Below are 24,750 nucleotides of genomic sequence, written 5' to 3' on the forward strand. Positions count from 1 at the left end.
AGGAGGTGCCCATGCGCTTGAGAGGGTTGAGCGCCAGAAGAAGAGGCTGGGCGGCGTTCGCGACCGCCGGCTTCGTCGCCGCGGGACTGCTGTCGGGCCCCGCCGCCAGCGCGCGTCCGGCTCCGGATCCATCCCTGACAACGATGTCGATCAAGTCGCCCCCGGGCGGCGCGAACGTACGGGTGCTGATCTTCTACGGGTCCGCCGCGGCCGACGAGTCACCGGTCGTGAACGCCGGGATCGCGGCCATCGAGCGGATCGGGCTGTCCGGACCGGCGAACGAGCGCTTCGCCGTCGAGGCTACGGACAACGCCAACGTCTTCACCAACGAGAAGAGGCTCGGCCGCTTCAACGCGGTGGTGTTCCTGACCGGTGGCGGTGACGTGCTCACTCCGGAGCAGGAGGCGGGCCTGGAGGCGTACATGGAGGCCGGCGGCGGTTTCGTCGGCATCCATGACGCGGCCCGCGCGGAGCCGTACTCGGACTGGTTCACCGGTCTGGTCGGCGCGCGTCCCGCCGCCACCAGTCCGACGAAGGTCCAGCGGGCCACCGTCGAGGTGGGCGACCGGCGTCATCCGGCCACCAAGAACCTGCCGATGGAGTGGAAGCGGCCCGACCAGTGGCTGAACTGGCAGAAGAACCCGTCCGGCGACGTGCACACCGTGGCCCGGGTGCGCGAGTCGACGTACCAGCCCGGGGCGAGCGCCAACGGCTGGGACCACCCGGTCAGCTGGTGCCGTGACTACGACGGCGGGCGGTCCTTCTACACCGGCATGGGCGGCACGGTGTCGTCGTACGACGAGACCGACTTCCGCGCCCATCTGCGCGGCGCCCTGATGTGGACGACCCGGCTCGCGCAGGCCGACTGCAAGGCGACCATTACCGGCAACTACAAGGCCGAGCGGCTCACCCAGCCCAACCAGCCCGGCCGGAACGACCAGGTCGGCGAGCCGCACGGCCTGGTCACCGCACCGGACGGCCGCGTCTTCTACATCGGCCGCGGCGGTGCGGACTCCTCCCAGCCCGTGGTGACCGACTGGAACGACCCGGACATCGGCAAGGGCAAGGGCGAGATCCACGTCTGGGACCCGAAGACCAAGAAGGTCACGCTCGCCGGTGAGCTGACCGTCTTCGGCAACAAGGGCGGCGGCGAGGAGCTGATCAAGGTCGAGGAGGGCCTGCTCGGCATCGAGCTGGACCCGGGGTTCGCGGAGAACGGGTGGGTGTATCTGCACTACACGCCGCACTCCGAGATCAACCGCGACACGCACATGGCCGAGCGCCGCGTCTCCCGCTTCACGCTCGACCAGGCCACCAACAAGCTGGACCTGGGCAGCGAGAAGGTGCTGCTGAAGTGGCCGGTGCAGATCCACAGCTGCTGCCACGCGGGCGGCGGGATGGCCTGGGACTCCAAGGGCAACCTGTACATCGCCACCGGTGACAACAACTCCAGTGGCTTCAGCGGCGGTTACTCGGGCAACAACCCGGAGCCCAACTTCAAGGGCGTGTCCTTCGCCGACGCGCGCCGCACCGCCGGCAACACCAACAACCTCAACGGCAAGATCCTGCGCATCCACCCGGAGCCGGACGGAACGTACACCCTCCCCGAGGGCAACCTGTTCACCGGGAAGGAGACCGCCGAAGGCGGTGGCAAGACGCGCGGCGAGATCTATGTGATGGGCGTGCGCAACCCGGCGCGCATCTCCGTCGACAAGGCCACCGACACCCTGTACGCGGGCTGGGTCGGCCCGGACGCCGGCGCCCCCTCGCCGACCTGGGGTCCGGCCAAGTACGACACGTTCGCCGTGATCACCAAGGCGAGCAACCGGGGCTGGCCGTACTGCATGGGCAACAAGCAGCCGTACCGGGACCGGAACCTGCCGGACCCGTCGAAACCGCTGGGCTGGTACGACTGCGACGCCCCGAAGAACGAGTCGCCGAACAACGACGGCCTGGTCAACCTGCCACCGGTGACCGGCAACAACATCTGGTACTCGCCGCAGGGCGGCGGCCCCGACTTCCCGCGCGACGCGAACGGCATCCCGTCGTACAAGCAGGACGAGGCCACCTACAGGCTGCCCTGGTTGAAGGGCGGCGGCCAGGCCGCGATGAACGGCCCGGTCTACCGCTACGACGCGGACAGCACCAGCGCGACCAAGTGGCCCGCGTACTGGGACGGCAAGTGGTTCGTCGGTGACTTCTACGACGCCGACCAGCCGCGCAACGCGGTGCTGACGGACCCGAAGACGCAGGGCGACGGCGGTCTGCCGGTGCACTCGGAGTCGCTGAAGAAGATCGTGCCGGTCGGCAACGACGGCATCAAGAACCTGATGGGCTGGAAGTTCGGCCCGGACGGCGCGCTGTACGTCCTCGACTACGGCCGCGGCTTCTTCACCTCGGACTCCAAGTCGGCCCTGTGGCGGGTCACCTACGAGGGCGGCGGGCCGACGCCTGCCGCCGGACAGCTGGCGAGGGGGACCCAGTGATACGCCAACGAAGAATGTGGGCCGCCCTGTTGGCGGGCCTGCTGATGATGCTCGGACTGCAGGCGACGTCCGCCTCCGGGCAGCCCACGGCACAGGCCGCGGCAGCCGATCAGGTGCTCACCTGGACGGCGGGCGACGACATCACCAAGTACACGTCCGCGCCCGAGACGGCGGTGGCCGGACCGGCCACGATCGTCTTCGAGAACAGCGCTGCCACCGGCAACACCACCGGCATGCCGCACACGCTGACGTTCGTGACCAGCGACCCCGAGTACAACAACGACGTCCAGCTGAACATCCTGGCCAACCCGGGTGACGCCCAGGGCGGCAAGCACACCGCCGAGGTCACCCTCACCCCCGGCCGCTACCTGTACTACTGCACGATCCCCGGCCACGGGGAGATGAAGGGCGTGCTCGTGGTGACCGAGGGCGGCGGGGGCGAGGACACGACGGCGCCCGAGACGTCGGCCGACGTGGGCGGCACACAGAACGCCGACGGCCAGTACGTCGGCTCGGCGAGCGTGACCATCGGCGCCACCGACGCCGGTTCCGGCGTGGACCGCGTCGAGTACGCGATCGGCGCCGACGGTGCCTGGCAGCCGTACACCACGCCGGTCGTCGTCGACCAGGTCGGTGACCACACGGTGCGCTACCGCGCCTTCGACAAGGCGGGCAACGCCGCCGAGGAGAAGAGCGTGACCTTCACCGTGGTCGCGCCGGACACCGACGACACGACCGCGCCGGAGACCTCGGCGACGGTCAGCGGCGAGAAGAACCCGGACGGTGCCTACATCGACATGGCGACGGTGACCGTCACCGCCTCCGACACCGGTTCCGGGGTCAACTCCATCGAGTACGCGGTCGGCGACGGCGCCTGGCAGGCGTACACGGCGCCGGTCATGGTGCACGAGGTCGGCGAGCACACGGTGCGTTACCGCGCCACCGACAAGGCGGGCAACGTCGCGGCGGAGAAGAGCGTCGCCTTCACCGTCGTCGCCGCTCCCCCGCAGGACACCACCCCGCCGGTGACCGGCGCGACCGTGGACGGCACCAAGGACTCCGACGGCGCCTACGTCGGCAGTGCCAAGGTGACCGTGAACGCCACGGACGAGGGCGGCTCCGGGGTGGCCGGCGTGGAGTACTCGCTCGACGCCGGGCCCTACCTGGCGTACACCGCGCCCGTGGTCGTCGACCGGGTGGGCCGGCACACCGTGGCGTACCGGGCGAGCGACAAGGCGGGCAACACGTCCGAGCCGCTGACCGTGAGCTTCACGGTGGTGGCGGGCCAGGTGCCGCCGCCGCCCTGCCCGGAGTACGACGAGCGCCGCACGGTGATCGTCGGCACGGTCGACACGGGTGTGCCGAACCGGGTCACCAACAACCGGTGCCGGATCAACGAGTTGATCGAGGACGAGAAGGACTGGTCGTCGCAGCAGCTGTTCCTCAAGCACGTCCGCGAGGTCGTCGAGGCGCTGCGGGACGAGGGCGTCATCGACGGGCGCGAGGGGCGGGCGATCAACAAGGCCGCCCGTCAGTCGAAGATCGGCGTGCCCGGTCAGACCGAGGGCTACCGCACGATCATGGACGGCACCCAGGCCTCCTTCGCCAAGTGGCAGCAGGTGGGCGGTGGTTCGTTCGGGCTGAACCCCGACGGCTCGATCACCTCCAGCACCGGCACACCGGGCATGGGCATGCTGTGGTTCCCGGAGCGTACGTACGGCGACTTCTCGCTGAAGCTCCAGTGGCGGGACGACGCGCCGGGCACCGCGAACACCAACGGTGGCGTCTTCGTGCGCTTCCCGCAGGTCCACGACCACCCGGAGGAGTCACGGCCGGAGTGGGTCGCCATCAAGTACGGGCACGAGGTGCAGGTGTTCGACAGCCCGACCGGCGACATGTACAAGTCGGGGTCGATCTACGGCTTCGACCGGGTGGGCCTGGCCGGCGCCGGGGTGACGGAGAAGGGCACCTGGAACGACTACGAGATCCGCGTGGTCGACCAGCACTACTCCATCTACCGCAACGGCGTGCTGATCAACGAGTTCGACAACATCGGCGGCCAGGACTTCTACCCCGCCCGCTCGGACGACCCGGGCACGGACGGGCGGCGGTTCGCCTCCGGCTACATCGGGCTCCAGGTGCACGGCACGACGGACGTGGTGTCGTACCGGGACGTGAGGATCAAGGAGTTGTAGGTCAGCTCTTCTCAGGGCGCGGCTTCTTCGCGCGGCTCGGCTGTACCCGTCTGGGTTCTCCCGGCATCTTCGGATACTCGGGCGGGTACGGCAGGTCGCCGAGCCCGTGGTCGTGCTCGTCCTTCGTCGCCAGCTCCAGCAGGGCGTCGAGGGAGTAGGCCTTGTCGTCCATGCCCGCGTGCACGTCGCCGAGTTCGGCGAAGCGCGCGGGCATCGTCGTGATGTCGAAGTCCCGCGGGTGCGCGACACCGACCTCGTCCCAGGTCAGCGGCGCGGAGACCGGGGCGCCCGGGCGGGGGCGCACGGAGTAGGCGGAGGCGATGGTGCGGTCCCGGGCGGTCTGGTTGTAGTCGACGAAGATGCGCTCGCCGCGCTCCTCCTTCCACCACTTGATGGTGACCTGCTCCGGCATCCGCCGCTCCAGTTCCCGCCCGACGGCGATGGCGGCGCGCCGCACCTGGGTGAAGGTCCAGCGCGGCTCGATCGGCACGAAGACGTGGATGCCGCGCCCGCCGGAGGTCTTGGGCCAGCCGCGCAGTCCCCCGAACTCCTCGAGGACCGCCCGCAGTTCGTGGGCGGCGCGGACGGCGTCGTCGTAGTCGGTGCCGGGCTGGGGGTCGAGGTCGATGCGCAGCTCGTCGGGGTGGTCGACGTCGTCGCGGCGGACCGGCCAGGGGTGGAAGGTGAGGGTGCCGTACTGGGCGGCCCACAGGACCGCCGCCTCCTCGGTGGGGCACATCTCGTCGGCGCTGCGCCCGCTGGGGAAGGTGATGTGCGCGGTCGGGATCCAGTCGGGCATGCCCTTGGGCGCGCGCTTCTGGTAGAACCACTCGCCGGTGACGCCGTCCGGGTAGCGCTCCAGGGTGGTGGGCCGGTTGCGCAGGGCACGCAGGATGCCGGGGGCGACCGCCTGGTAGTACCGGGCCACGTCGAGCTTGGTGTAGCCGTGCTCCGGGAAGAAGACCTTGCCCGGGCTGGACAGCCGCACGGTGCGTCCGCCCGCTTCCAGTTCCACCGCTTCCGCCATGCGAGCCACGGTAGGCGTACCGCCTTCGCTTCGCATATCAGGCATACGGGATGGAGGACGCGCAGAATCGGACCATGGATCTGCCCGTCATGCCGCCCGTGAAGCCGATGCTCGCCAAGTCCGTCGCGAAGATCCCGCCGGGCATGCACTACGAGGCGAAGTGGGACGGGTTCCGGGCGATCGTGTTCCGCGACGGCGCCGAGGTGGAGCTGGGCAGCCGGACGGGCAAGCCGCTGACCAGGTACTTCCCGGAGCTGGTGGAGGCGGTGCGGGAGCGGTTGCCCGAGCGGTGCGTGGTGGACGGGGAGATCGTGATCGCGCGGGAGGGGCATCTGGACTTCGACGCGCTCACCGAGCGGATCCATCCGGCGGACTCCCGGGTGCGGATGCTGGCCGAGAGGACGCCGGCCTCCCTCGTGGTGTTCGACCTGCTGGCGCTGGACGCCGAGTCCCTGCTCGACGTGGGCCTCGCCGACCGGAGGGCGCTGCTGGTGCGGGCGCTGTCCGGGGTCACGCCGCCCGTGCACGTGGCGCCGGCGACGGACGACATCGAGGTGGCCCGGCAGTGGTTCGAGCAGTACGAGGGGGCAGGGCTCGACGGGGTCGTCGCCAAGCCGCTCGACCTGCGCTACCGCCAGGACGAGCGGGCCATGTACAAGGTCAAGCACGAGCGGACGGCGGACGTCGTCGTCGCCGGTTACCGCCTCCACAAGAGCGGCCCCGTGGTCGGCTCGCTGCTGCTCGGTCTCTACGACGACCGGGGTGTCCTCCAGCACGTGGGGGTGAGCGCCGCCTTCTCCATGAAGCGGCGGGCCGAACTGGTGGAGGAGCTGGAACCGCTGCGCATGGACGACGTCCGGGGCCATCCGTGGGCCGCCTGGGCCGAGGAGGCGGCCCACGAGTCGGCCCGGCTGCCCGGCGCCCCCAGCCGCTGGTCGGGCAAGAAGGACCTGTCGTGGGTGCCGCTGCGGCCGGAGCGGGTGGTGGAGGTGGCGTACGACCACATGGAGAACGGGGCACGCTTCCGGCACACGGCCCGCTTCCGCCGCTGGCGCCCGGACCGGACGCCGGAGAGCTGCACCTACGCCCAGCTGGAGGAGCCGGTGCGCTACGACCTGGCGGAGATCCTCGGCGGGCCGTGAACGCCGGGAGGCCTCGTGCGAGCCGTGAGAACTACGGCTTCATCAGGATCTTGACCGCGCCGTCCTGCTTCTTCTGGAACATCTCGTACGCGTGCGGCGCGTCCGCCAGCGGCAGCCGGTGCGTGGCGAAGTCGTCGACGCCGAGGGGGTCCTCGTCCGTCAGGTACGGGACGATCTCGTCGCTCCAGCGGCGTACGTTGGCCTGGCCCATCCGCAGCTGGACCTGCTTGTCGAACAGGGTGAGCATCGGCATCGGGTCCGCCATGCCGCCGTAGACGCCGCTCAGCGAGATCGTGCCGCCGCGCCGCACCAGCTCGATGGCGGTGTGCAGGGCCGCGAGCCGGTCGACGCTGAAGCGCTCCGCCAGCGGGAGACCGATGGACCGGGGCATCACGGCCGCGGCCTGCTGGATCAGCTTGGCGGCGGCGCCGCCGTGCGCCTCGGTGCCGACCGCGTCGATCACGGCGTCGGGGCCGCGGCCACCTGTCTCGTCCTGGATCGCGGCGACGAGTTCCTTCTCGCTGTCGAAGGACCGCAGGTCGTACGTCTCCACGCCCCGCTCCCGCGCCCGTCGCAGCCGCTCCGGCACCAGGTCCACGCCGAACACCCGGCCGGCCCCCTTGGCCTGGGCCACCCGGCAGGCCATGTCGCCGATCGGGCCGAGGCCCAGCACGGCGACGCTGCCGCCCTGCGGGACGCCGGCGTAGGCGACCGCCTGCCAGGCGGTGGGCAGGACGTCGGAGAGGTAGACGAAGCGGTCGTCGGCCGGGCCCTCGGGCACCTTGATCGGGCCGTACTGCGCCTGCGGCACGCGCAGGTACTCGGCCTGGCCGCCGGGCACGGCCCCGTACAGACGGGTGTAGCCGAACAGCGGGGCGCCCATGCCCTCGCCGGTGACCTGCGTGGTCTCGCACTGGGTCGGCAGTCCCGTGTCGCACATGTAGCAGTGCCCGCACGCGATCTGGAAGGGCACCACCACCCGGTCGCCGGGCCGGAGACCGGTCACCTCGGACCCGACCTCCTCCACGATCCCCATCGGTTCGTGACCGAGGATGTCACCCGGTGTCATGAACGGGGTGAGCACCTCGTACAAGTGCAGGTCGGAGCCGCACAGTCCGGAGGACGTGACACGGATGACCGCGTCCGTCGGTTCCTCGATCCGCGGGTCGGGCACGTCCTCGACCCGCACGTCCCGCTTGCCCTGCCAGACAACCGCCTTCATCGCCTCGCACTCCCTCCGTGGCCCGTGTGCCTCGCTCGTGTGCGTGTGGCGGCCGGGTACCCGACGGTCCACCGGCGAACCTTCGTCCACTGGGCCGAACAGCCCATTCCGGGTGCGCCCTCAGATTCAGTCGGGTATGGCACTGAATGCAGCCAGAAGCGCACAATCAATGACACGGAATGGGTGGCGGGTGGTCGGAATGCGACGAGGTACGCGCAGACGGGACCGCGGCCCACGACGCGGCACACGGGTCGGCACACGGGTCGGCGCCGTTCCGGCACTGCTGGCCTCGGCGGTGGCCGTCTCGCTGGCCGCGGGCTGCACGGGAGGGCCGGGACCGGCATCGGGAGGGGACGAGGACGCGCGGGCACCCCACACGCATCGGTCGCCCGGCACACCGCGGTCACCCGGCACGCAGCGCCCGCCCACCGCGCGCGTCACCTCCTCGATCCTCGCCGTCAAAGTCGACAACGTGCCCGCGGCCCGGCCACAGGCCGGCCTGGACGCCGCGGACGTCGTCTACGTGGAACCTGTGGAGGGCGGACTGAGCCGCCTGATGGCGATCTACGCGACCGAGCTCCCGAAAGCGGTCGGACCGGTGCGCAGCGCCCGGGAGTCCGACCTGGAGCTGCTGCGCCAGTTCGACCGGCCCACGCTCGCGTTCTCCGGCGCCCAGAGCAGGCTGCTCCCGCTGATCGACCGGGCGCCGCTGCGGGCGGAGCCTCCGGGCGAGGCGTCCGACGCCTACGTCCGGGACGAGGACCGGCCCGCACCGCACAACCTCTACCTGCGGCCCGGCCGGCTCCTGCCGTCTCCCGCGGGCCCCGCCGCGCTGACCACGGGGTTCCCCCGCGGCGACGCGCCCGCGGGCGGCCGGGCGGAGACCTCGCGCACGGTGCGCTATCCGTCGGCGAGCTTCACCTTCACCTGGTCGGGGAGCCGGGACCGCTGGCTGGTCGCCATGGACGGCACCCCGGCCGTCACGGCCGACGGCCGGCGGCCGGCACCGGCGACGGTCGTCGTCCAGCACGTGAAGGTCCGCGACTCCGCGTTCCGTGACTCCCTGGGCAGCAACTCGCCCTACGTGGAGACGGTGGGCTCGGGGCGGGCGGAAGTGCTGCGCGACGGACGCGCCCATGAGGCGACGTGGAAGCGCCCGACGGCCGCGGACGGCACCTCCTTCACCGGGCGAAACGGCGCGCCGGTGAACTTCGCCGACGGCCAGGTGTGGGTGGTGTTCGTCAGAACGCCCTGATCAGCACACCCCGATCAGAAATGACCTGATCAGCTCGTGGCCGCGGCGGGTTCGGCGGGGTTGCGGAGCCCTTCGGCGGCGTCCGCGACCCGCTGGATGAGGTCGAAGAACACGGCCTGCTCGTCGGCGGAGAGCGGCGCGAGGAAGACCTGGTTCATCCTGGCCGTCCGCACGGTCAGCTTGCGGTGGACGCGCAGGCCGTCATCGGTCAGGCGCAGCAGGAAGCGGCGGCCGTCCTGCGGGTCGCGGACCTTGTCCAGCAGCCCGCGGCGGCCGAGCCGGCTGATCACCTCGGCGATGGTGGACCGGTCGAGCCCCACCCGCTCCCCCACGGTGCGCTGGTCCAGACCCGGTTCCGCGACGAGCGCGTTGAGGACCGCGAACTGCGGCGAGGTGGTCTCCTCGGAGACCATCGTGTTCCACAGCAGGTAGTGCGCCTGCTGCAGCCGCCGGGCCAGGTGCCCGGGATGGGTGCTCAGATCGACCGCGGCCATGTGCGCTCCTGTGGTCACTTCGTTGGTGCACTGACGATACATGGCCCGCGCCGCGATCATTCTTCTGAGCCAGGTACCGCTCCAGGCGATCTACCTCGCACTTTGGCAGGTCTTGACGCCCCGGCCGTCCGGTGGCAGCGTGTGAGGCACCTTGCCGAAATACTCAGTGCCCTGATTAATTTGCTCGGACCACGGGAACTCCCATGACTCTCACCCAGCACGACATCGACGCGGAGATCGCGGCCGAGCACGCCGCGTACGAGAAGCGGGTCGCCGACGGCGCGCCCGTCGAGCACCACCCGCGCCGCGACTACGCCCCGTACCGCTCCTCGGTGCTGCGGCACCCCAAGCAGCCGCCGATCAACATCGACGTCACCAAGGACCCGGAGCTGGTGGAGCTGTCCTCCCCCGCCTTCGGCGAACGGGACCTCACCGGGATCGACAACGACCTCACCCGGCAGCACACCGGTGAGCCGGTCGGCGAGCGCATCACCGTCTCCGGCCGCCTCCTCGACCGCGACGGCAAGCCCGTGCGCGGGCAGCTCGTGGAGATCTGGCAGGCCAACTCGGCCGGCCGCTACGCCCACCAGCGCGAGCAGCACGACGCGCCGCTGGACCCCAACTTCACGGGCGTGGGCCGCACCCTCTCCGACGACGACGGCTTCTACCGCTTCACCACCATCCAGCCCGGCCCCTACCCGTGGCGCAACCACGTCAACGCCTGGCGTCCGGCCCACATCCACTTCTCGGTCTTCGGTTCGGCGTTCACCCAGCGGCTCGTGACGCAGATGTACTTCCCGAACGACCCGCTGTTCCCCTACGACCCGATCCTGCAGTCCGTGACGGACGACGCGGCCCGGCAGCGGCTGATCGCGACGTACGACCACAGCCTGTCCGTCCCGGAGTTCTCGCTCGGCTACCACTGGGACATCGTGCTCGACGGCCCGAACGCCACCTGGATCGAAGAAGGACGCTGACCCGCCATGACGAAGATCGACACCAGCAGCCCGGAGAACGTGCTGCCCACGCCGTCCCACACGGTCGGCCCGTTCTACGGGTACGCGCTGCCCTTCCGCGGCGGCGAGGACATCGCACCCCTCGGGCACCCGGACACGATCACCGTGCACGGGTACGTGTACGACGGCGAGGGCAACCCGCTGCCGGACGCGCTCGTCGAGCTGTGGGGGCCGGACAGCGAGGGCAACCTGCCGTCGGTGGACGGTTCGATGCGGCGCGATCCGGCCTCCGGCGGCTTCCTCGGGCGCAACGGCGTGGAGTTCACCGGCTTCGGCCGCATCCAGACCGACGCGGACGGCCACTGGTACGCGCGGACCCTGCGGCCGGGGGCCGTAGGCCGCAACGCGCCGTACGTCAGCGTGTGCGTGTTCGCGCGCGGGCTGCTCGTGCACCTGTTCACCCGGATCTATCTGCCGGGCGACGAGGCGGGGCTAGCCGCGGACCCGCTGCTGTCCCGGGTGGACGCCGAGCGTCGCGGCACGCTGATCGCCGCCGAAGAGGGCAACGGGACGTACCGTTTCGACATCCGCCTTCAGGGCGAGGGCGAAACGGTCTTCCTGGAGTTCCAGTGACATCACCTGCCGACAACGACGCGGGCGCCGACACGAGCCTGCTCGCCCCCGGGTGGGCGGGCTCGCCGGCCGCGTCCGCGACCGGTGACCGCGCGTATCTGCGGGCCCTGCTCGACGCGGAGGCGGCGCTGACCCGGGCCCAGGCCGGGCTGGGGCTCGCCCCCGCCGGGGCGGCGGGGGCGGTGACCGACGCCGCCGACCCGGCCCGCTTCGACGTGCGGTCCCTCGCCGAGCGCGCCCGCGGCGGCGGGAACCCGGTGATCCCGCTGGTCGCCGACCTGACGGCGGCGGTCGGCACGGAGTACGGCCCGTACGTACACCGGGGCGCGACCAGCCAGGACATCATGGACACGGCGACGATGCTGGTCGCCGCCCGCACCCTCGACCTGCTGCTCCCCGACCTCGCCCGCACCGAACGCGCGCTGGTCCGGCTGGCCTCCGAGCACCGGGACACGGCGATGCCGGGCCGGACGCTCACCCAGCACGCCGTACCGACGACCTTCGGGCTGAAGGCGGCCGGCTGGCGTGCGCTGGTGCTCGACGCCAGGGACCGGATCACCGCCGTACGCGACACGCTACCGGCTCAACTCGGGGGTGCCGCGGGCACCTTGGCGGCCTTCCAGGCCTATGGTGCGACGGACCCGACCGCGCTGCCGGCCGCGTACGCCCGTGAACTGGGACTGCGGGCACCGCTGTTGCCCTGGCACACCCTGCGCACCCCGGTCGCCGACCTGGCCGGATGTCTCGCGTTCGCCGCCGGGGCGCTCGGCAAGGTCGCCGAGGACGTGCTGACGCTCTCCCGCACCGAGATCGCCGAGCTCGCGGAGGGCAGCGGCGGCGGCTCGTCGGCGATGCCGCACAAGGCCAATCCCGTACGGTCCACGCTGATCGCGACGGCCGCCCGGCGCGCGCCGCAGCTCGCGGCCACGCTGTACGGCGCACTGACCGCCGGGGACGAGCGGCCCGCCGGGGCCTGGCACGCCGAGTGGGAGCCGCTGCGGGAGCTGCTGCGGCTGGTCGGCGGCGCCACGCGCGACGCGGCCGAGCTGACCGAGGGCCTCAGGGTGCACCCGGATGCGATGCGCGCGCACCTCGACCTCACCCACGGGCTGATCGTCTCGGAGCGGCTCTCCGCCGAACTGGCGCCGGTGCTCGGGCGGGCCCGCGCCAAGGCCCTGCTCACCGAGCTGGCCCGGCGGACCTACGCCGAGGACCGCGGCCTGGGCGAACTGCTCCGTGAACAGCTCGCCGAGCTACCGGAGTCGAAGAACCTCGACCTCGACGCCCTGACCGACCCCGCCCGCTACACCGGCTCCGCCGGAGCCCTGACCGACCGCGCCCTGGAGCGACGTTGACCATGCTCAACCATCTGACCGAAGGCCCCGCTTCCGCTCCCCCGCTGCTGCTCGGGCCCTCGCTCGGCACCTCGTACGCCCTGTGGGACGAGGTGGCGCCCGAGCTGTCCATCGGGCACCGGGTGATCCGCTGGGACCTGCCGGGGCACGGCGGTTCGGCGGCGGAGCTCATCGGGCCCGGCGCCACCGTCGGTGACCTCGCCGCTCTGGTGCTGGCCCTCGCCGACTCGCTGGGGGTGGAGCGGTTCGCCTACGCGGGCGTGTCGCTGGGCGGTGCGGTGGGTCTGCATCTGGCCGTGCACCACCCGGAGCGGGTGTCGTCCCTCGCCGTCATCTGCTCGTCGGCGCACTTCAACGGCGCGAAGGCGTGGGAGGAACGGGCCGCGACGGTGCGCGCGGAGGGCCTGGCGAAGCTCGCCGAGAGCGCGGACGCCCGGTGGTTCACGCCGGGGTTCACCGTGCCGGAGCTGGTCCGGGACCACCGGGACGCCGATCCGGGGGCGTACGCCGCGTGTTGTGACGCGCTGGCCGCGTTCGACCTGCGGGACCGGCTCGGCGAGATCTCCGCGCCGACGCTGCTGATCGCGGGGCGCGAGGACCCGGCCACGCCGCCGGCGCATCTGCGGGAGATCGCGGACGCGGTGCCGGGCGCGGCACTGACCGAGATCCCGGGGGCCTCGCATCTGGCGCCGGCGGAGCGCCCCGAGGCGGTGCTGACCGCCCTGCGCGGCCACTTCGACGGCGGTGCCCGGCGCGGCATGGCGGTGCGGCGCGAGGTGCTGGGCGACGCGCACGTGGACCGGGCGCAGGCGCGGCAGACCCCGTTCACCGCGCGCTTCCAGGACTTCATCTCGCGCTACGCCTGGGGCGAGATCTGGACCGACGAGACGCTCTCGCGCCGCGAACGCAGCATGGTGACGATGACCGCGCTGGTCGCGCACGGCCACTACGAGGAGCTGGCCATGCATGTCCGGGCGGCGCGGCGCAACGGTCTGACGCCCGACGAGATCGGCGCCGTGCTGCTGCAGACGGCGGTGTACTGCGGGGTACCGGCGGCGAACTCGGCGTTCGCGGCGGCCCAGCGGGTACTGGCCGAGGAGGACGGCACGGCCGCGGGCTGAGGCGGGACACCCCCGCGGGGCCGACACGGACGACCCGTACGGGCCGAGGCAGGCAACCCCCGCGGGCCGAGGAAGAAGGCACCGCGGGCTGAGAAGAGAGGCACAGCCGCGGGGGTGAGGCGGACGACCCCCGCGGGCGTGAGCAGACGCCCCCGGCGAGGCCGAGGCGGACGACCCTCGCAGTCGACGAGGAGGGCATTCGCCGGCCGAGGCAGACAGCCGTCGCGGGCCGAGGCCGCCTCAGCCCGCGTGTCCCGCCTCCAGGGCCTCGCGGGCGCGGGCCACCAGGCCGTCGGCGCCGCAGGAGTCCGCCAGGGCCATGCCGCGTTCCAGCTCGGTCGCCGAGCGGGCCGCGATGCCGTACTCCACACGGGCGGCGGCGTGCTCGTACTGGCAGGGCGAGGCCTCCAGGTAGGTGACGGCCTGGGCGGCGAGCCGGACCGCGCGCTGGCCGGTCTCCAGGGCGGCGGCGCAGCGCAGGGCCTCCCCTATGGCGGTGTCCGTGCCGAAGCGCTCGGCCTGGCGGCGGGCGTCGGAGGCCAGTCGGGCCGCCCGGCCGGGATCCTCGGTGGCGAGGGCGCGGGCGAGCTGGGTCGCCCAGGGGGCCACCACGGGGTTGTGCCGGCCGCGGGTGGTTGCCGCCTTCTCCGCGGCCTCCAGTTCGTTGATGCCTTCCTTGGTGCGGCCCGTGGCGAGCAGCAGCCGCCCCCGTACGGAACGGGGTTCGGGCAGCACGATCGTGGACGGGTACGGCGGGTCGAAGCCGTATCCGTCGGCGACGGACCGGGCCTCTGCGACGTGGCCGCGGGCGAGCAGCGTGTCGATCAGGTTGCAGACCGCGGACCAGTACAGCGGGAGGCCGCGGCCGACGCGCTCCGCGATGCGCAGGGACGCGCGCAGGGACTTCTCGGCCTCTCTGAGGCGGCCCCGTCTGCGGTGGCCGAGCCCGACGTAGGTGTGCGCGAGGGCGAGGTGGCCGCCGCTCCAGCCGGCGCTCTCGTAGGCGCGCAGGGCCTCGTTGAAGAGTGCCTCGGCGCGGTCGAGCCGGTCGGCGTAGGCATAGCAGTTGGCCAGCATCATCGGCAGTTCCAGACCCCACTCGGAGTCGGTCCAGCCGAGTCCGGGGGCGAGGCGGCCGTTGACGAGGGTCCGGTCGCACAGCTCGACGACCTCCTCCGCGTTCTCGCCGTGGCTCATGGCGTCGAAGCCGCGCAGGATGAGCAGGGCCCGCTCGGTGTTGTCCCGGCCGGTGCAGGTCCCGGCGATCTCGGCGAGGCGCGCGGAACGGCCGGGTGTGGAGGTCTCGCCGGGGTGGATGCCCTCCCACATGTACTGGACGGCCTGCAGCCGCAGCCGGGCGGACGGGTCCGACGTCCGCGCGGCCTCCGCCTCGACGGTGCGGACGGCCTCCTCCAGCTGGTCGTTGTGGAGCAGGGCCTCGGAGAGCCGGAAGACGGCGTTGACGCGCTGGTCGCTGTCGAGGCCGGGCATGCCGAGCGCGGTGCGCAGGTGGCCGATGGTGGTGGCGGGCGCGGTGAGCAGGGTGGCGCAGCCCAGTTCGTAGAGCACCCGCGCATGGGTGCTCGGCAACGGCGGTTCCTGAAGGGCGCGTTCGAGGCAGCGGCGGGCCGCGTCGGGGGCGCCGACGGCGAGGTGCTCGCGGGCGGCGTCGCGCAGCTGCTCGACGACCTCCGGATCGTCGTCGGGATGCACCCGCAGCAGATGGCGGGAGGCGGCCGCGGCGCCCAGTCCGGAGTCGGCGACCAGTTGGGCCGCTATGCCGTGCATCGCCGTGCACAGCGCGTCGGGGATGGAGTTGTAGACGGCGGTGGCGATCAGCGGGTGGACGAACTCCAGGTCGCCCGCGGCGGGTTGCCCGGCCGCCGGGTCGGGTGTGGTGAGGATGCGGGCGGCGTAGAGCAGTTCGGCGCAGCGGGCGGCGGTGTGGCGGTCGAGGGTGGCGAGCCGGGCCACCATGTCGACGGTGATGCCGCCACCGAGGATGGCCGCGGCCCAGGCGAACCGGGTGGCGTCGACGCCGAGTTGCTCCAGGCGGGCGACGAGGCCGCCGCCCCGGGCGGACTGGTTCAGGGCGCGCAGTTCGGCGGCCTGGGACTCGACCGGTTCCAGCTCGCTGTCCTGGACCTTGGCGAGGAGTTCGACCGTCTCATAGGGGTTGCCGCCGGTGACGGCCCACACCTCGCGGCAGAACGCGGCGTCGGCGTGATCGCCCACGGTGGCGCGGGTGAGGCCCGCGGTCGCGTCGGGGGTCAGGGCGTTCAGCGGGGCGAGGGGCCGGCCCTTCGCCGCTGCCGCGTCCAGGTGGCGGGCGCTGTCGCCGGTGACGTCGCCGGGGCGGCGGGCGACGACGACCAGGACGGAGGTCTCGTCGAGCCGTTCGGCGAACGCGGCCAGCCAGCGCAGGGTCTCCTGGTCGGCCCAGTGGGCGTCGTCGATCAGCAGGACCAGCGGCCACTCCCGGCGGGCGAGCCGGCGTACGGCGGCGACCAGGCCGTCGCACACGCCCTGCGGGTCGGCCTGCCGCTCGCCGGGGTCCGCTATGCCGAGGGCGGGGCCCGCGATCTCGTACCAGTCGCCGAGGTACTCGCGTGCCTCCTCCGGGAGCATGGACACGAGCGCGGGCTGGAGCAGTTGGCGTACGACGTTGAAGGGGACGGAGCGCAGGGTCTCGCCGCCTCGCGCCGACCAGACGGCGCAGCCCCGGGCCTCGGCGATGCGGCGGGTCTCGGCGAGCAGTGCGGTCTTGCCGAGTCCGGCCTCGCCCCGGGCCACCAGCAGGGTGCCGGGGGACGAGCGGTCCGCGCACAGGGTGTCCACCGCCCGCGTGATGGTGGCGATTTCCTCTTCGCGCTCCCAGAGGGAGGCCGAGGCGGCGGCCGTCCGCCGTACCTCCGTCATCCCGCTACCTCCCCAAGTCGCCCGAACGACGTACAGACCTTGAGCCTAGCCGTCCGATCGCGCAAGTGGTGGGCCCTCGCGGCAGTAGTTGCCGTGACGGGTGACATGCGGTAAAGCCCGGACGACGCGCCGGGCGTGTCAGCAGCGACGGCGTCGGCAGGCGTCCGTCAACTCGCCGCAGCGGGCGCCGCGCGCCGGGAGGGGCCGGTTCCGACCCGGGCCTCTCATCCCGCTTTCACCGACGCCTCATACGGTGGGCACATGACGCAGGTGACTCCGCCCGGGTGGTACCCGGACCCCGGACAGAAGAAGGACGGTCCCGCCACCGAACGCTGGTGGGACGGCAAGGCGTGGACGGACCAGGTCCGTCCCTCGGGGCCGGCCGCCGCGTGGGGTCCTCCTACGCAGGCGCCGGTGCCGGACGTGACGCCCGACGCGGCGCCGGACGCGACGACCGCCGCGGCGCCGGACACCGTGCCCGGAGCGGTGCCGGACGCGCCGCCCGGAGCGGTGCCGAACACCGTGCCCGGCCTGGCGCCCGGCCCGTATCCCGTGCACCCGGGTTATCCCGGGTATCCCGTTCAGCAGCCGTCCGCGCGGCGGCGCCGGCTGCGTACCGGCATAGCCGTGGCAGCGGCCGTGGCCGTGCTGGCCGGTATCGGCGTCGGCGTGTACGTGCTGGCGGACGACGGCGGTTCGGCCTCCGACAGTGCCGGCTCTTCGCAGCAGGACCGGCGCGACCCCGGCGGCGAGAACGATCCCTTCGGCGGCCCGGGCGGCGGGGGCGAGTCGCCCGGCTCGCCCGACGGGTCGGAGCCGCCCACGATCGACAGCGGGTCGGTGCCGGACCCGGTCAGCGGGATCAGCCTGCCCATCCCGGACGGCTGGTCCGGGCAGCAGTTGTCGGTCGGTGCGTCGGTGACGTCGGACGACAGTTACCAGTGCCCCGGTGACACCTCCAGCACCTGCACGAAGGGCGGCGCCTACTCGGCGCCCGCCGTGGTGCTGGGCACCGAGGGCGACACCGCGGAGGAGGTCGCGAAGGCCGACATCGAGGCGAACGCCGAGGAGTCCTACGGCGGCGCGTCCTACGGCGGGATCACCTCGCACGAGGAACTGGCCTCCAAGGCGGTCACGGTGGCCGGGCAGAAGGGCTATCTGGTCCGCTGGAAGGCGGTCACCAGCAAGGGCGCCGACGGCTACGTCCAGTCGCTCGCCCTCCCCTCGCCCGCCGACCCGGAGCGCATCGTCGTCGTCCGCTTCGGCATCGACACCGACCAGCAGCAGTCGGTGATCGACGAGGTGACGAAGGGCATCGAGGTGTCCGCCGTCGGCGGCGGCGGCGGCAACGGTCAGGACGTCTGACCGGGCCCGTACGGCAGTCGGCCGGGTGGGGCGCCCTTCCGCTCAAAGGGCGTCCCACCCGGCCGGGGGTGCGCGCCGCCCCCGTCCCCACGGTGCGGCGCGGGCAGGCCACCGTCCAGTCATCCCGTGGACGGCGACCTGAGTCTCAGGGGAGGCCGAGCGCCGGCAGCACGACGGCCTCCACGAACCGGACGAGGTACTCCGCGTCGGCCTGCTCGCCCTCGACGACGGGCCGCATCCGCAGCATGCCGAAGATCTGTGCCGGCACGTACTCCAGCGCCGGGTGGCCGGCGGCGACCTCGCCCCGTGCGACGCCGCGGTCCAGGATCTCCCGCAGCGCGGCGATCTCCGGCTCGACGAGTGCCTCGCGCAGCGCGCACTTGAGCTCCGGGTCCTCCATGACCGCGTGGCCGAGCGCCTGGAGCAGCCCCGTGTCCTTGCCCGCTCCCTCACCGGCGGCCCGGGCCGCCTGGCGCAGGTCCTCGGCGAGCGAGCCGGTGTCGATGCCGGTGAAGCGTACCCGGCGCTGGGAGCGCAGCGCCGCGGCCACGAACTGGGGCTTGGTCTTCCACTGCCGGTAGAGCGTGGACTTGCTGCACCGGGTGCTGGCGGCGATGCCCTCCATGGTGACGGCGTCGTAGCCGCAGGACCTCAGCTGGGCGAGCACGGCGTCGAAGAACTCCTGCTCGCGCTCGGGCGTGAGCTTGGAGCGGCGCGAGGTGCCGACCGGTTCCGGTCGGTCCGCGGCCTGCGACGTCATCGGCTCTGCTCCTCGTCGGGTTCCAGTGGCGGTCCAGTGGCGGTACGGCGGCGCTCGAGCGGCCCGTACTTCAGTGGTCCCTACGTCAGTGATCCCTGGTTTCAGTGATCCGTGGTCCAGTGTGTCGTAAGTCTATCGATACGGCAGTGTACCGGTACACCAGCGTATCGGTACACTTGCGTATCGGAACGAGGCCGTATCGATGAGAACCGTCACACGCCCCCGTACCTGTGAGCCACACGCACCACCGTCAGCGAAGGGGCCGGGGGATGAATGCCCGCACCGAGCCTGCAGCAACAGAAGCGGAGCCGGACGCGCCTGCGCGCCCACCGCTCGTCCGTGAACTCCTGCTCGTGGCAGGGCTGTTCCTCCTCTACAAACTCGGCCGGCAGCTGGCCACGGGCCACACCGCCGAGGCCTTCCGCAACGCCCACCACGTGTGGGACTGGGAACGCGCGCTCCGGCTGCCCGACGAGGGCGGGGTGCAGTCCCTGCTGCTGCACGGCGACGCCCTCGTGCACGTGGCGAACACCTACTACGCCGCCGTCCACTTCCCGGCCACCGCGGCCTTCCTGATCTGGCTCTATCTGCGCCGGCCCGGCCACTACACATGGGCGCGCCGGGTCATGGCCGCGGTCACGGGTGCCGCGCTGGTGCTGCACCTCCTCTTTCCGCTCGCCCCGCCGCGCATGCTGGGCGCGACCGGACTGATCGACACCGCCCGGGTGTACGGTCCGTCGGTGTACGGACCGCCCCACGCCGACGAGCTGTCGAACCAGTTCGCGGCGATGCCCTCGCTGCACTTCGGCTGGGCGCTGATGCTGGCGATCGGCCTGATCGCCGCGACGCGGTCGCGGTGGCGGTGGCTGTGGCTGCTGCACCCGCTGCTGACGCTGCTGGTGATCGTGGGCACCGCGAACCACTACTGGCTCGACGTCATCGCGGCGGCGGCCCTGCTCGGCCTCGCGCTCGCCGCGATCCACCTGCCGCACCGGAGCCGGCGCGACGTGCCGCGCGGCCGGCCGCAGGTACGGCGCCGGGCGCCGGCGGAGGAGGAGCGCGAGCTGGTGGGGGCGGCCCGATGAGCGCCGCTCTGGTCGCTGTCCTGCTGTCTTTGGTCTCCGCGTGCGCCTACGCCGCCGCGGCCGTGGCCCAGGAACGGCTGGCGGCCCGCAGTGTGGGCGCGGGTGCGCTGCGGATGCTCGCCGACGGCGTCTGGTGGTGGTCGGTCGCGCTCAACGCCTCGGCCGCGCTGCTGCACGTCGTGGCCCTCAAGTACGGCCCCCTCACCGTGGTCCAGCCGCTCGGTGCGCTCACCCTGGTCGCGGCGGTGCCGCTGGGGGCGCGGCTGGCGGGCCGGCGGGTGACCGCGGTCGAATGGCGGGGCACCGGACTGACGCTGCTGGGGCTGGGCGCGCTGCTGATCACCGCGTCCGGACCCGCGCCCGACGACGTCCTGAGCGTGTCCGAGGCGCTGGCGGTCTCCGGTGCGACGGCGGCGCTGATCGGCATGCTGTCGTGGCCCGGCACGCGGCCCGGCCTGCGGCACGCGACGGCGTCCGGCATCGCCTCCGGGGTCGCCTCGGCGCTCACCCAGACGGTCACGGTCGCCGTCACCGACCGCTCGGGGCCGCTGCTCAGCGTGCAGGTGATCGGGGTGGCGGTGCTGGTGGCGGCGTTCGCGGCGGGCGGGCTGCTGCTGTCCCAGACGGCGTACCGGGGCGGTCTGGGCGCCCCGCTGGCGGTGGTCACCCTGGCCAATCCGGTGGCCGCCGCGGTGATCGGCCTGTCCCTGCTCGGGGAGCGGCTGCGGGGCGGCGCGGGCGGCATGCTGCTCGCCCTGACCGGCGCGGCGCTGGCCGCCTGGGGCGTGGTCCAACTGAGCCGGGCGACACCGGGGCCGGCACCGGACCCGGAGTCGGTGCCCCAGGAATCAGTGCCGGCGCCCGCGGAGTCGGTGCGGGCGCCCGCGGAGTCGATGCGAGTGCTCCCGAAGCCGGTGCCGGTTCCCCGGGGAGCCGTACCGGCGCCCCCGGAGTCGGTGCTGATACCCCGGCAGCCGGAGCCGGGGCATCTCACGCCGCTGTAGCCGCCTGTCACTCCGTGACGCTTGCCGGCCCCTCCGGTGACGACGCGCCGAGGCCCGGGGTGGCACGCGCAGCCGGGAACGTCACATCCGGAGTCGGTTCCGGTGTCCCCGGAGCGGGTGCCGGGGCCCCGGGACCGGTGCGGGGGCCACGCAGCCGGAACCCGGGGGCCTCACGCCGCTGCAGCCGCCGCTACTCCGTGACGATTGCCGGGTCGCTCACGCCCGGGCGGCCGTTCTCCACGTGCCCGCTGAAGCGCCGCAGGTATGTGGGGTCGGCCTCGGAGGTGACGGTCAGGTCGTACCAGCGGCGGCTTTCCGCGAGGTCGACGGTGTGGTGCGCGGTGGCGCCCGGGCGGACGGTGACGGTCCTGCTCCGGCCGCCGTAGGCGTTCTCGATCCGGAGCCGGACCGTGCCGGAACCGGCGTTGGTGAACGTCAGCCGGACGTCGTCCCCGGTGTGCCGGGCGGTGACCTCGGGCCCGGCGACGCGGTTGGGCCCCCGGAAGACACGCAGGAAGCCGTTGGGGCCGTGCACGGTCAGGTCGTACGTGCCGTCCGAGTACGCCGAGTTCCAGGTGTCCGCGATGCTCTTGCCGGCCTCGGTGGTGTACGTCCAGGGACCGTCGGTGCGGTTGCCGGAGGTGACGAGGAAGGCGGCGCCGGCCCGGGGGCCGGAGGCGAGGGTGAGCGTGAACCTCCCGGCCGCCGCGTCCACGGCGCCGTCCGCGTGCGGGGCGTACCGCAGCGGGCGGGCGGGGCGCAGACCGCGTTCCTGCCGGGGCATGTCCGGGTCGGCGGGCGGCGTGGGGCGGTAGTCGGGGTGACGCTCGCGGTCCGCCGGCTCGTAGGCGTCGGTGTCCGGCAGACGGGCCGGCCGGCTGTCCTTGCGGGCGAAGTCGAAGGCGCTGGTCAGGTCGCCGCAGATGGCACGCCGCCACGGCGAGATGTTCGGCTCGCGGACGCCGAAGCGGCGCTCCATGAACCGGATGACCGAGGTGTGGTCGAAGGTCTCGGAGCAGACGAAGCCGCCCTTGCTCCAGGGCGAGACGACCAGCATGGGCACGCGCGGGCCGAGTCCGTAGAAGCCCTCCCGGTGCTTCGCGCTGCCCTTGAAGACGTCCAGGGAGACGTCCACGGTGGACCGGCCCTGCGCGGCCGACTTCGGCGGCAGCGGCGGCACCAGGTGGTCGAAGAAGCCGTCGTTCTCGTCGTACGTGATGAACAGGGCGGTCTTCGCCCACACGGCCGGGTTGGAGGTGAGCGCGTCCAGGACCTGGGAGATGTACCAGGCGCCGTAGTTCGAGGGCCAGTTGGAGTGCTCGGAGAAGGCCTCCGGGGCGGCTATCCAGGAGATCTGCGGCAGCCGGCCGGCCTTGACGTCGGCGCGGAGCCCGTCGAAGTAGCCCTCGCCGCTCTTCGCGTCCGTGCCGGTGCGGGCCTTGTCGTACAGGGGGTCGCCGGGCTGGGCGTTGCGGTACTTGTTGAAGTAGAGCAGGGAGTTGTCGCCGTAGTTGCCGCGGTAGGCGTCGTCGATCCAGCCCCAGTGGCCGGCCGCGTCCAGGCCGTCGCCGATGTCCTGGTAGATCTTCCAGGAGATCCCGGCCTCCTCCAGCCGCTCGGGGTACGTCGTCCAGTCGTAGCCCAGCTCGTCGTTGCCGAGGACCGGGCCGCCGCCCTTGCCGTCGTTGCCCGTGTGTCCCGACCACAGGTAGTAGCGGTTGGGGTCGGTGGAGCCGATGAAGGAGCAGTGGTAGGCGTCGCAGACGGTGAAGGAGTCGGCGAGCGCGTAGTGGAAGGGGATGTCCTCGCGGGTCAGGTACGCCATGGTGGTGGTGCCCTTGGCGGGCAGCCACCGGTCGTACTTGGCGTTGTGGTAGGCGTCCTGCCCGTCGGACCAGCCGTGCGGCAGCCCCTCCAGGAACTGCATGCCGAGATCGTCGGCCTCGGGGTGGAAGGGCAGGACCTCCGTTCCATCGCTCTTGGTCTGGTGCCAGACCGACTTGCCGCTGTCCAGGGTCACCGGGTGCGGGTCGCCGAAGCCGCGGACCCCTCTGAGGCTGCCGAAGTAGTGGTCGAACGAACGGTTCTCCTGCATCAGGACGACGATGTGCTCGACGTCCTCGATCGACTCCGAGCGGTGGTTCGCAGGGAGCGCGGCGGCTCGCTCGATGCTCGCGGAGAGCGCGCTGAACGCCGCTGTCGCGCCCGCCACTTGGAGGAATCGACGCCGGTTGACTTCGGGCATGGGGTGAAGGGCCTCTCGCCTTGGGGGGGGGAACCAACCGGCCGGACGGTGCCGGGTGATGACGGAATGTGCGCGAAAGGAGTGTTCCAGGAGCACCAAACATCAGGGAAGGGTCCGGTGTCGCTCATGTGAAAGTCGTCGGTACGTGAGGTGTGCCGGGCCCGTCACCCGGGGATGGTCGCGATCATGACAGGCATGCACACGGAAGCACCCCCGACCCGACGGCCCGTACGTCAGCTCCTCGCCGCCTCGGTGGGCAACGCCGTGGAGTGGTACGACTGGTACGCCTACACCTTCCTGGCCACGTACATCGCCGACCAGGTCTTCCCCGAGAGCGCGGACAACTCGCTGGTGCCGCTGCTGTCGACGTTCGCCGTGTTCGCGGTGGGCTTCTTCATGCGGCCCGTCGGCGGACTGCTGATGGGCGCGATCGCCGACCGGCGCGGGCGGCGCGCCGCGCTGACGGTCACCATCCTGCTGATGGGCGGCAGCAGTCTGCTGGTCGGGCTGACCCCGACGTACGCGGCGGCCGGCGTGCTGGCGCCGGTGGTCCTGGTCGTCGCCCGGCTGCTCCAGGGGCTGTCGGTGGGCGGCGAGTTCGCGGCCTCGACGACCTTCCTGGTGGAGTCGGCGGGGCCCGGCCGGCGCGGTCTGTTCTCCAGCTTCCAGTACGTCTCGACGACCGCCGGGCAACTCGCCGCGTCCGGCGTCGCGACGGTGCTCGTGGCCACGCTGAGCGAGGAGCGGATGAACGGCTGGGGATGGCGGGTGCCGTTCGTCCTCGGCGCCGTGCTCAGTCTGGTCGGCTTCTGGATCCGGCAGGGCGCCCAGGAGACCCGCAGCGCCGAGCAGCGAAGCGCCCCGCGTCCCGGCCTGTTCGAGGCACTGCGCCGCCATCCGCGCGAGTCCCTGCTGATCGGCGGCATCACGGCGGGCGGCACCATCGCCTACTACACCTGGACGTCGTACCTGCCGACGTACGCGGAACTCAACACCGGGCTGGACAAGTCCGACGCGCTGCTCGCGGGCACCCTCTCGCTGGCCTTCTTCGGGCTGCTCCAGCCGCTCGGCGGAATGCTGTCCGACCGGTTCGGCCGCCGTCCGCTGCTGCTGTTCTTCGGCGTGGGGTTCGCCCTGCTGAGCGTGCCGCTGCTGCACTCGCTGCGCGACTCCTTCGCCGTGCTGCTGCTCGTGCAGTGCGCCGGCATGATCCTGCTGACCGGCTTCACCTCGATCAGCGCCGCCGTCAACGCCGAGATCTTCCCGCCGCGGGTGCGGGCGGCCGGCATCGGCTTCCCCTACTCGCTCACGGTCGCCCTGTTCGGCGGGACGGCACCGTACATGGGCACGCTGTTCAAGGACCTGGGCCATGCCGGGCTCTTCCCCTGGTACGTCGCCGTACTGTGCCTGCTGTCCTCGGTGGTGTACCTGCGGCTGCCGGAGACGGCGCACAAGGAGTTGGAGCGCTGACGCCCCGCCCGCGGCG

General features: G+C 72.4%; 18 protein-coding genes. 12 read left to right on the forward strand and 6 right to left on the reverse strand.

All coding sequences use genetic code 11. The features are described 5' to 3' along the window. Positions 1-11: 11 nt before the first annotated feature. Positions 12-2,486 carry a ThuA domain-containing protein gene (locus tag ACIGO6_RS26165; RefSeq protein WP_399880159.1) on the forward strand — a complete coding sequence of 825 codons (2,475 nt, stop codon included), beginning with the start codon at positions 12-14 and terminating at the stop codon, positions 2,484-2,486. Positions 2,487-2,500: 14 nt separating this feature from the next. After that, the gene (locus ACIGO6_RS26170) at positions 2,501-4,681 is read left to right on the forward strand and encodes an OmpL47-type beta-barrel domain-containing protein (RefSeq protein ID WP_399880162.1); all 2,181 of its coding nucleotides are present in this window, start codon (positions 2,501-2,503) and stop codon (positions 4,679-4,681) included. Position 4,682: 1 nt separating this feature from the next. Here the strand turns inward: ACIGO6_RS26170 and ligD are convergent, their stop codons facing one another. Further along, positions 4,683-5,708 carry a non-homologous end-joining DNA ligase gene (gene ligD, locus ACIGO6_RS26175; protein WP_399880165.1) on the reverse strand — a complete coding sequence of 342 codons (1,026 nt, stop codon included), beginning with the start codon at positions 5,706-5,708 and terminating at the stop codon, positions 4,683-4,685. Between the two features lie 74 nt (positions 5,709-5,782). Here ligD and ACIGO6_RS26180 point away from each other — a divergent pair, with 74 nt between their 5' ends. Next, positions 5,783-6,850, forward strand: a complete 1,068-nt coding sequence (locus tag ACIGO6_RS26180) for an ATP-dependent DNA ligase (protein ID WP_399880168.1) — start codon at positions 5,783-5,785, stop codon at positions 6,848-6,850. 31 nt (positions 6,851-6,881) lie between these two features. Here ACIGO6_RS26180 and ACIGO6_RS26185 read toward each other — a convergent pair whose 3' ends face one another. Next, positions 6,882-8,072: a zinc-dependent alcohol dehydrogenase gene (locus ACIGO6_RS26185; protein WP_399880171.1), complete on the reverse strand. Its 1,191-nt coding sequence runs from the start codon at positions 8,070-8,072 to the stop codon at positions 6,882-6,884. 199 nt (positions 8,073-8,271) lie between these two features. Between ACIGO6_RS26185 and ACIGO6_RS26190 the strand changes: the two genes are divergently transcribed. Continuing rightward, complete coding sequence (locus ACIGO6_RS26190) at positions 8,272-9,327, forward strand: DUF3048 domain-containing protein (protein WP_399880174.1); 1,056 nt, start codon at positions 8,272-8,274, stop codon at positions 9,325-9,327. Between the two features lie 29 nt (positions 9,328-9,356). Here ACIGO6_RS26190 and ACIGO6_RS26195 read toward each other — a convergent pair whose 3' ends face one another. Next, positions 9,357-9,821 carry a MarR family winged helix-turn-helix transcriptional regulator gene (locus ACIGO6_RS26195; RefSeq protein ID WP_399880177.1) on the reverse strand — a complete coding sequence of 155 codons (465 nt, stop codon included), beginning with the start codon at positions 9,819-9,821 and terminating at the stop codon, positions 9,357-9,359. 203 nt (positions 9,822-10,024) lie between these two features. On the opposite strand from ACIGO6_RS26195, the gene pcaH reads away from it, so the two are divergent. Genes pcaH through pcaD form a run of 4 tightly spaced genes read left to right on the forward strand, consistent with a single transcriptional unit; the run spans position 10,025 to position 13,886 of the window. Beyond that, positions 10,025-10,798 carry a protocatechuate 3,4-dioxygenase subunit beta gene (gene pcaH, locus ACIGO6_RS26200; RefSeq protein ID WP_399880179.1) on the forward strand — a complete coding sequence of 258 codons (774 nt, stop codon included), beginning with the start codon at positions 10,025-10,027 and terminating at the stop codon, positions 10,796-10,798. Positions 10,799-10,804: 6 nt separating this feature from the next. After that, positions 10,805-11,410, forward strand: coding sequence for a protocatechuate 3,4-dioxygenase subunit alpha (pcaG, locus tag ACIGO6_RS26205; protein WP_399880181.1), 606 nt, complete (start codon positions 10,805-10,807; stop codon positions 11,408-11,410). After that, the gene (gene pcaB / locus ACIGO6_RS26210; protein ID WP_399880184.1) at positions 11,407-12,765 is read left to right on the forward strand and encodes a 3-carboxy-cis,cis-muconate cycloisomerase; all 1,359 of its coding nucleotides are present in this window, start codon (positions 11,407-11,409) and stop codon (positions 12,763-12,765) included. The genes pcaG and pcaB overlap by 4 nt, the downstream gene beginning before the upstream one ends. 2 nt (positions 12,766-12,767) lie before the next feature. After that, positions 12,768-13,886 carry a 3-oxoadipate enol-lactonase gene (pcaD, locus tag ACIGO6_RS26215; RefSeq protein WP_399880186.1) on the forward strand — a complete coding sequence of 373 codons (1,119 nt, stop codon included), beginning with the start codon at positions 12,768-12,770 and terminating at the stop codon, positions 13,884-13,886. Between the two features lie 240 nt (positions 13,887-14,126). Here pcaD and ACIGO6_RS26220 read toward each other — a convergent pair whose 3' ends face one another. Continuing rightward, a complete protein-coding gene (locus ACIGO6_RS26220; protein ID WP_399880189.1) occupies positions 14,127-16,805 on the reverse strand; it encodes an ATP-binding protein in 2,679 nt (892 codons plus the stop codon). 261 nt (positions 16,806-17,066) lie between these two features. Here ACIGO6_RS26220 and ACIGO6_RS26225 point away from each other — a divergent pair, with 261 nt between their 5' ends. Then, positions 17,067-18,170 carry a DUF2510 domain-containing protein gene (locus ACIGO6_RS26225; RefSeq protein WP_399880192.1) on the forward strand — a complete coding sequence of 368 codons (1,104 nt, stop codon included), beginning with the start codon at positions 17,067-17,069 and terminating at the stop codon, positions 18,168-18,170. 145 nt (positions 18,171-18,315) lie between these two features. Here the strand turns inward: ACIGO6_RS26225 and ACIGO6_RS26230 are convergent, their stop codons facing one another. Then, on the reverse strand, positions 18,316-18,930 hold the full coding sequence (locus ACIGO6_RS26230; RefSeq protein WP_399880195.1) for a TetR/AcrR family transcriptional regulator C-terminal ligand-binding domain-containing protein: 615 nt from the start codon (positions 18,928-18,930) through the stop codon (positions 18,316-18,318). 269 nt (positions 18,931-19,199) lie between these two features. On the opposite strand from ACIGO6_RS26230, the gene ACIGO6_RS26235 reads away from it, so the two are divergent. Together ACIGO6_RS26235 and ACIGO6_RS26240 are read left to right on the forward strand one after the other, a co-directional pair. Beyond that, positions 19,200-20,015 carry a phosphatase PAP2 family protein gene (locus tag ACIGO6_RS26235; RefSeq protein ID WP_399880198.1) on the forward strand — a complete coding sequence of 272 codons (816 nt, stop codon included), beginning with the start codon at positions 19,200-19,202 and terminating at the stop codon, positions 20,013-20,015. Continuing rightward, positions 20,012-21,019 carry a hypothetical protein gene (locus ACIGO6_RS26240; protein ID WP_399880201.1) on the forward strand — a complete coding sequence of 336 codons (1,008 nt, stop codon included), beginning with the start codon at positions 20,012-20,014 and terminating at the stop codon, positions 21,017-21,019. Before ACIGO6_RS26235 ends, ACIGO6_RS26240 begins: the two co-directional genes overlap by 4 nt. 190 nt (positions 21,020-21,209) lie before the next feature. On the opposite strand, the gene ACIGO6_RS26245 is transcribed toward ACIGO6_RS26240, so the two are convergent. Beyond that, positions 21,210-23,264: a phosphocholine-specific phospholipase C gene (locus tag ACIGO6_RS26245; protein WP_399880203.1), complete on the reverse strand. Its 2,055-nt coding sequence runs from the start codon at positions 23,262-23,264 to the stop codon at positions 21,210-21,212. 174 nt (positions 23,265-23,438) lie between these two features. On the opposite strand from ACIGO6_RS26245, the gene ACIGO6_RS26250 reads away from it, so the two are divergent. Next, positions 23,439-24,734 (forward strand): MFS transporter, encoded by a 1,296-nt coding sequence (locus tag ACIGO6_RS26250; RefSeq protein WP_399880206.1) that lies wholly within the window; start codon positions 23,439-23,441, stop codon positions 24,732-24,734. Positions 24,735-24,750 lie beyond the last annotated feature (16 nt).

The sequence above is a fragment of the Streptomyces sp. NPDC053750 genome (genome assembly GCF_044544295.1).
In the GTDB taxonomy this organism is placed as follows: domain Bacteria; phylum Actinomycetota; class Actinomycetes; order Streptomycetales; family Streptomycetaceae; genus Streptomyces.

Excerpts from the sequence above, each read along its gene's own strand:
- ACIGO6_RS26240 (WP_399880201.1), top strand. The coding sequence starts at position 20,012 with ATGAGCGCCGCTCTGGTCGCTGTCCTGCTGTCTTTGGTCTCCGCGTGC.
- ACIGO6_RS26235 (WP_399880198.1), top strand. The coding sequence starts at position 19,200 with ATGAATGCCCGCACCGAGCCTGCAGCAACAGAAGCGGAGCCGGACGCG.
- pcaH (WP_399880179.1), top strand. The coding sequence starts at position 10,025 with ATGACTCTCACCCAGCACGACATCGACGCGGAGATCGCGGCCGAGCAC.
- ACIGO6_RS26165 (WP_399880159.1), top strand. The coding sequence starts at position 12 with ATGCGCTTGAGAGGGTTGAGCGCCAGAAGAAGAGGCTGGGCGGCGTTC.
- pcaG (WP_399880181.1), top strand. The coding sequence starts at position 10,805 with ATGACGAAGATCGACACCAGCAGCCCGGAGAACGTGCTGCCCACGCCG.
- ACIGO6_RS26180 (WP_399880168.1), top strand. The coding sequence starts at position 5,783 with ATGGATCTGCCCGTCATGCCGCCCGTGAAGCCGATGCTCGCCAAGTCC.
- ACIGO6_RS26250 (WP_399880206.1), top strand. The coding sequence starts at position 23,439 with ATGGTCGCGATCATGACAGGCATGCACACGGAAGCACCCCCGACCCGA.
- ACIGO6_RS26170 (WP_399880162.1), top strand. The coding sequence starts at position 2,501 with ATGTGGGCCGCCCTGTTGGCGGGCCTGCTGATGATGCTCGGACTGCAG.
- ligD (WP_399880165.1), bottom strand. The coding sequence starts at position 5,708 with ATGGCGGAAGCGGTGGAACTGGAAGCGGGCGGACGCACCGTGCGGCTG.
- ACIGO6_RS26190 (WP_399880174.1), top strand. The coding sequence starts at position 8,272 with ATGCGACGAGGTACGCGCAGACGGGACCGCGGCCCACGACGCGGCACA.
- pcaD (WP_399880186.1), top strand. The coding sequence starts at position 12,768 with ATGCTCAACCATCTGACCGAAGGCCCCGCTTCCGCTCCCCCGCTGCTG.
- ACIGO6_RS26225 (WP_399880192.1), top strand. The coding sequence starts at position 17,067 with ATGACGCAGGTGACTCCGCCCGGGTGGTACCCGGACCCCGGACAGAAG.
- ACIGO6_RS26195 (WP_399880177.1), bottom strand. The coding sequence starts at position 9,821 with ATGGCCGCGGTCGATCTGAGCACCCATCCCGGGCACCTGGCCCGGCGG.
- ACIGO6_RS26220 (WP_399880189.1), bottom strand. The coding sequence starts at position 16,805 with ATGACGGAGGTACGGCGGACGGCCGCCGCCTCGGCCTCCCTCTGGGAG.
- ACIGO6_RS26185 (WP_399880171.1), bottom strand. The coding sequence starts at position 8,072 with ATGAAGGCGGTTGTCTGGCAGGGCAAGCGGGACGTGCGGGTCGAGGAC.
- ACIGO6_RS26230 (WP_399880195.1), bottom strand. The coding sequence starts at position 18,930 with ATGACGTCGCAGGCCGCGGACCGACCGGAACCGGTCGGCACCTCGCGC.
- ACIGO6_RS26245 (WP_399880203.1), bottom strand. The coding sequence starts at position 23,264 with ATGCCCGAAGTCAACCGGCGTCGATTCCTCCAAGTGGCGGGCGCGACA.